Annotated in this window: 5 protein-coding genes and 1 pseudogene; 2 read left to right on the forward strand and 4 right to left on the reverse strand. The window is 61.7% G+C overall.

Going from position 1 to position 6,331, the window contains the following annotated elements; all coding sequences use genetic code 11:
• Nucleotides 1-43: 43 nt before the first annotated feature.
• Nucleotides 44-919 (reverse strand): annotated as a pseudogene (locus ACW9JE_RS15305) (cache domain-containing protein); the annotation flags it as partial.
• A 156-nt stretch (nucleotides 920-1,075) separates the two neighbouring features.
• On the opposite strand from ACW9JE_RS15305, the gene ACW9JE_RS15310 reads away from it, so the two are divergent.
• Nucleotides 1,076-1,906, forward strand: a complete 831-nt coding sequence (locus tag ACW9JE_RS15310) for an undecaprenyl-diphosphate phosphatase (RefSeq protein WP_224533313.1) — start codon at nucleotides 1,076-1,078, stop codon at nucleotides 1,904-1,906.
• Complete coding sequence (locus ACW9JE_RS15315; protein ID WP_224533314.1) at nucleotides 1,903-2,319, forward strand: DUF1294 domain-containing protein; 417 nt, start codon at nucleotides 1,903-1,905, stop codon at nucleotides 2,317-2,319. Before ACW9JE_RS15310 ends, ACW9JE_RS15315 begins: the two co-directional genes overlap by 4 nt.
• Before the next feature lie 128 nt (nucleotides 2,320-2,447).
• On the opposite strand, the gene ACW9JE_RS15320 is transcribed toward ACW9JE_RS15315, so the two are convergent.
• Genes ACW9JE_RS15320 through ACW9JE_RS15330 form a run of 3 tightly spaced genes read right to left on the reverse strand, consistent with a single transcriptional unit; the run spans nucleotide 2,448 to nucleotide 6,130 of the window.
• Nucleotides 2,448-3,518 (reverse strand): ABC transporter ATP-binding protein, encoded by a 1,071-nt coding sequence (locus tag ACW9JE_RS15320; protein ID WP_224533315.1) that lies wholly within the window; start codon nucleotides 3,516-3,518, stop codon nucleotides 2,448-2,450.
• A complete protein-coding gene (locus ACW9JE_RS15325) occupies nucleotides 3,515-5,113 on the reverse strand; it encodes an ABC transporter permease (protein ID WP_457433209.1) in 1,599 nt (532 codons plus the stop codon). Before ACW9JE_RS15325 ends, ACW9JE_RS15320 begins: the two co-directional genes overlap by 4 nt.
• A 3-nt stretch (nucleotides 5,114-5,116) precedes the next feature.
• The gene (locus tag ACW9JE_RS15330) at nucleotides 5,117-6,130 is read right to left on the reverse strand and encodes an iron ABC transporter substrate-binding protein (RefSeq protein WP_457433208.1); all 1,014 of its coding nucleotides are present in this window, start codon (nucleotides 6,128-6,130) and stop codon (nucleotides 5,117-5,119) included.
• Between the last annotated feature and the right edge of the window lie 201 nt (nucleotides 6,131-6,331).

Consider the following 6,331-nt stretch of genomic DNA (forward strand, 5'->3'; position numbering starts at 1 on the left):
TGGCGGACGTCTGCAATTGACCGATGACCCCGCGCAGCTTGGCGGTGAAGGCGTTGAAGTGATGGGCCAACTGAGTGATTTCATCCTTGCCGTGGGTGTCGAGATTGCGGGTCAGATCGCTTTCGCCACTGGCGATGTTGGCCATGGCGTTGACGGTCTCGCGCAGTGGCTGGGCGATGCTGCGGGCAATCATGAACACCAGCAGCACCATGATCACGGCGATCGCCAGGCCGATGGACGACGCCTTCCACACCTGGCCATAGAACTCGGCCTGCATGTCATCGATGTACACGCCCGAGCCGATCACCCAGCCCCAGGGCTCGAACAGTTTGACGTAGGAGGTCTTGCCCACCGGATCGCTGGCACCCGGTTTCGGCCAGCGGTAGTTGATCAGGCCGGCACCCTTGGCCTTGGCGACGGCAACCATTTCGTTGAACACAGCGAAACCGTCCGGGTCGCGAATGGTCGACAGGTTCTGGCCATCGAGCTTCGAGTTGACCGGGTGCATGATCATCACCGGCGTCAGGTCATTGATCCAGAAGTAGTCGTTCTGGTCGTATCGCAAACCGCGCACGGCGTTCAACGCCTGTTTCTGCGCGGCCTCGCGGGTGAGGGTGCCGGCGGTCTCCAGATCGTGGTAGTAGGCGAGAACGCCACTGGCGGTCTGCACCACGTGTTGGGTCTTCTGCGCCTTGGCCTGATACAGATCCTCGTGAATCTGCTTGAGCATGATGACACCGAGGGCCAGGAGCATCGTGACGGCCACGACCAGGATGAGCCACAGGCGGCGACTGATCGACATATTGCGCAAGCTATTCATAACGCGGTGCTCCGGTTTCTTGTTTTTGTAATGTGTACTCGTCGGCTTCCTGCCTGGCCCGAGAACGTTGCAACGTTTTTCAGGCTTGTCTGATAGCATTTCGGCCCGGCGTGGAAAAACCTGAGTTCAAACTGAGATTTCACGGAGTTTTCCCGGAACTGCGGGTATCTTGTGCGCGCGAGTCAGCGACTACGCCAAAAACGATTTGAAAAATATTGACGGGACATGCGCCATTGCATGGCCTTTGGGGGATTGATGGATCTTTGGACTGCCTTTCAGGCGTTGATACTTGGGGTTGTAGAGGGACTTACGGAGTTCTTGCCCATTTCCAGTACCGGGCACCAGATTATCGTGGCCGACTTGCTTGATTTCGGTGGTGAGCGCGCCATGGCGTTCAACATCATCATTCAACTCGGCGCGATCCTGGCGGTGGTCTGGGAGTTTCGCCGCAAGATTTTCGACGTGGTCGTCGGCTTGCCGACGCAGCCGAGCGCACGGCGCTTTACCGCCAACCTGCTGATCGCCTTCCTGCCGGCAGTGGTGCTGGGGGTGATCTTTGCCGATCTGATCCACCATTACCTGTTCAATCCGATCACCGTGGCCGCGGCGCTGGTGGTGGGCGGCGTCATCATGTTGTGGGCGGAAAAACGTCAGCATGAAGTGCACGCCGAAACAGTCGACGACATTAACTGGAAGGATGCGCTCAAGGTGGGTTTCGCCCAGTGCCTGGCGATGATTCCGGGTACTTCTCGCTCCGGCGCGACCATCATCGGCGGCCTGTTGTTCGGCCTGTCGCGCAAGACCGCCACCGAGTTCTCGTTCTTCCTGGCCATGCCGACGATGGTGGGCGCTGCGGTCTACTCGGGCTACAAGTACCGCGACCTGTTCGTGCCATCCGACTTCCCGGTGTTTGCCGTTGGCTTTGTCGTCGCCTTCATTTTCGCGATGATCGCCGTTCGTGGGCTGCTCAAGTTCATCGCCAATCACAGCTATGCAATGTTCGCCTGGTACCGCATCGCGTTTGGTCTGCTGATTCTGGCGACCTGGGCATTCGGCTGGGTTGACTGGACTGCGGCCAAGGCATGAGTGAGGCCGGCGTACGCAAGCAGGCGAGCAGCGGCATCCGTAATCTTCGGCTGAAATGGCTGGTGTTTACGGTTCTGTGCGCACTGCCGCTGTATGGTTCGGTGTCGTTCTGGTTGCGAGGGGTATCGTTGGTGCCCCTGGCGGCCTATGGCGTTGTCAGTGTGCTGGCGTTCTTCCTCTATTGGAGTGATAAGCGCAAGGCTCGCAGCGACAGTTGGCGTACGCCGGAGAATGTCTTGCACGCGGTGGTGTTAGCCGGCGGCTGGCCGGGGGCGTTGCTGGCGCAGCAGGTGTTTCGGCACAAGACGCGCAAGGTGTCGTTTCAGGTGCTGTTCTGGGGGATTGTGTTGCTGCATCAGGTGTTCTGGGTTGATCAGATATTCCTGCAGTGGGCTGGCGGGTTGTTGCGGTAACACCTCTGGGAACTGACTTGCCATCGATGGCGGTGTCTCGGGCGACGTCCGTGTGTGATGTGCCGACCTCGTCGCGGGCAAGCCCGCTCCGACAGGGATTGTGATATCCCCGCGGGAATTTGCCGGATCTACGCTTCGTTCAGCACATGCGCATGTCCTATGGTCGAGACGTGAACGGCGCTGCCTGCGGGCGGGGCGTACATGCCGGAGCTGCGTACGAGCAGCGACCGACCCGACTGCTCTCCGCTCGCAGAGGCTTGCAGTTCCACGGTCAGGGTGCAGGTGTTGCCGCTAAAGTCGCGGTCAGTGACGACGGCGCGGCAGCCGGTGACTTCGGCGGTGTGGGGCAGGATGTTGGCCAGTTGCAACTGTTCGGGGCGCAGCATGATTTGGGCGGCGCTGTTGTTGCGGTGGTTGTTGACGGGGATGCGGCCCAGGTCGCAATGGGCCCAGCCGGCTTCGATGCGGGCCGGCATGACCACGGCATCGCCCAGGAACAGCGCGGTCTGGACATCGCCGGGGTAGCGGTAGAGATCCAGCGGATGGCCGGACTGCACCAGGCGACCATGGCGCATCACCGCCAGTTGATCGGCGAAGGACAGCGCTTCGCTCTGATCGTGGGTGACCAGGATGGTGGTGACGCCGGCTTCGGCCAGCAGGCGTGCCACCAGTTTGCGCATGTTGGCGCGCAGGCCGGTGTCGAGGGCCGAGAACGGCTCGTCCAGCAGCATCAGCCGTGGTTGCTGGGCCAACGCCCGTGCCAGCGCCACCCGTTGCTGCTGACCGCCGGACAGCTCATGGGGCCAGCGCTGGGCCATATTTGAATCCAGCGCGACGCTGTCCATCAGTTCGGCGATGCGCTGATGCCTTTCTTCACCCTTGGTCGCCAGGCCGAAGCCAATATTCGCCGCCACCGTCATGTGCGGGAACAGCGCGCCGTCCTGCGGCACATAGCCGATCAGACGCTGGTGTGCCGGGACTTCATGGGTGCTGTCGACCAGGGTCTGGCCGTTGAGCGAGAGTCGGCCGGAGTCCGGGAACTCGAAGCCGGCGATCATCCGCAACAGGGTGGTCTTGCCCGACCCCGACGGACCGACGATCACCGTGCGGCTGCCGGTGGGCACCGACAGGCTGACGTTATCCAGGGCCTTGTGCGTGCCGTAGTGTTTGGTGAGCGAATGCAGTTCCAGAGTGTTCATCGGCCGGCCGTTTTCTTGGATTGGTGATAAAGAATTGCGGTCAACGGAAGCGACAGCACAATCATCATCAGGGCATAGGGCGCCGCAGCGGCATAGTCGATTTCGCTGGTCATGGCCCAGAAACCGGTAGCCAGGGTGCGCGTGCCGTTGGGGGCGAGCAGCAGGGTGGCGGTCAGTTCGTTGGTGATCGCCAGGAATACCAGCGCGGCGCCCGCCGCCGCGCCCGGCGCCGCCAGACGCAGGGTGATCAGCCACAGCGCATGGCTCGGCGAGCGGCCGAGGCTGCGCGCCATGTTCTCCAGTTCCACCGGTGCCTGGGCGATTCCCGCCCGCAGGCTGACCAGCGCCCGGGGCAGGAACATCAGCAGATAAGCCAGCAGCACCGTGATGGTGGTCTGGTAGATCGGCCGGGCGAAGTGGATGGTCACGGTGACCAGAGCCAGCGCGACGACAATCCCCGGCAGGGCGCTGGTGATGTAGTTGCAGCTTTCCAGCAAGCGTTGCAGCCGGCCCGGTGAGCGAATCGACAGCCAGGCGATCGGAATCGCCGCACAAGTGGTCAGGGCTGCGCCTGCCACACCGAACAGCAGAGTCTGCTCCAGTGCCGGCAACAGCTCAGGCAAATCCCAGACCTCCAGTCCTCCGGCAATCAGCCACTTGCCCAGCGTGATCAGGGGCACGCCCAGGGCCAGGGCACAGGTGACGATCTGCAAGAACAATGCGAACAATGTTGCCGGACGCCTCAGGTTGACCACCCGTTGTTCCCGGGCGCTACCGGAGCCGACGCGGGCATAGCGGGCATGGCCACGGGCGGCGGATTCGACGGTCAGCATTACCAGGCAGCACAAGGCCAGAACCCCAGCCAGCAGGTTTGCGGCAGGTCCGTTGAAGGTGGATTTGAACTGATCGAAGATCGCCGTGGTGAAGGTGTCGAAGCGGATCATCGCGTACAGGCCGTACTCGGCCAGCAAATGCAGACCCACCAGCAGCGCACCGCCGCAGATGGCCAGGCGCAGTTGCGGCAGCACCACCCGGAAGAACACCGCCCAGGGCTTGAGGCCCATGGATTCGGCGACGTCCTCGATGGCCGGGTCCAGTCGACGCAAGGTCGCGGCAACCGGCAGGTACAGGAACGGGAAGTAGGCGATCACCGAGACCAGCACCCCGGCGAACAGCCCGTGGATCGGCGGCACCAGGCTGACCCAAGCGTAGCTGTGGACGAACGCCGGTACCGCCAGTGGCGCGGTGGCCAGCAACGACCAGGCGCGACGGCCGGGCAGGTTGGTGCGTTCGGTGAGCCACGCCAGGGTCACCCCCAGCGTGATGCACAAGGGCACGGTGATGACGGTCAGCAACACGGTGTTGACCATCAGTTCCCCGACCCGTGGCCGGAAAACCAATGGCACCACCTGGCTCCAGCCGGTATCCAGGTAAACGCCGATGACGAAGGCGATGGGCAGCAGGGCCAGCAACGAAACCAGCAGCGACAGGCTGACCACCCACGCGCCGCCTCGGCTCGCGAACAGACCGCGCGATCGTCGACGCAGGTTGGCGGATGCCTGGTGTGGGACATCCGCCGGCAGGATTTCAGGTATCAATTAAAGCAGTCCGGCCTGAGTCATCAGCTCCACGGCTTTTTTGCTGTCGAGTTTCGAGGCATCGACGCTTGGCGCATCGAGCTGCTGCAAAGGCACCAGTTTGGGGTTGGATTGCGCGTCTTTGCCCACGGCATACTCAAACGACTTGCCATCCCTGAGCACCGCCTGACCGTCCTTGCCGGTGATGTACTTCAGGAACGCCTGGGCCTGTTCCTGATGTTTGCTGGAAGCCAGCACGCCGCCACCGGAAATGCTCACGAACGCTCCCGGATCCTTGTGCTTGAAGTAGTACAGGGCAGTGTTCTTGCTGTTCTCGCCGGTCTTGTTCTGATCGACGTAGTAGTAATAGTGATAGATCACCCCGCTGTCGATCTGCCCGGCATTCACCGCCTTGAGCACCGAGCTGTTGCCACGGTAGGCGGTGAAGTTGGTTTTCATCGCCTTGAGCCAGTCGAGGGTCGCGGTTTCGCCTTTCTGCTGAAGAATCGCCGCGACGATGGCCTGGAAGTCGGCGCCGCCCGGCGATGCAGCCCAGCGACCTTTCCATGCAGGGTCAGCGAGATCCATGATCGATTTCGGCAGTTGCGCTTCGGTCAGCTTGCTCGGGTTGTAGACGAACACCGTCGAGCGTGCGGCGATTCCGACCCATTTGCCGTGGGCCGGACGATAGGCGGGGTCGACCTGCTCCAGCGTGGCCTTGTCGACCGGTGCGAACAGGCCCGCGTTGTCGACCAGGACCATGGCAGGGGAGTTTTCCGTCAGGAATACGTCCGCCGGCGAGGAAGCGCCTTCCTGCACGATCTGATTGCCCATCTCGGTGTCGTCGCCATTGCGCAAGGTGACCGGAATCCCGGTTTCCTCAGTGAATCCCTCAACCCAGGCTTTGGTCAGGCCTTCGTGTTGCGCGTTGTACACCACGATGCCGACGCTATCGGCTGCATACACGTGGCCGGCACTCACCAGAGCGGTGGCCAGCAGGGCTTTTTTCAGGAAGGACGGGATTCGGGCAATCATGCTATGGCAGCTCCAGTATTTTGATCGAGCAAGCAGATTCGACGGCGGGGACGTCGATTATTGTAGATCAATAGGAATCATTTGCAGGTTTGGGGCGGCGGCAAATGTAATGGGTGAAATGAGAAAAATTCGTCAATTGTTTGTGATGCTCAAAACTGTGGGAGCGGGCTTGCTCGCGAATGCGTCGTGTCAGACACCAAA

The sequence above is a fragment of the Pseudomonas sp. SDO55104_S430 genome, assembly GCF_054070595.1.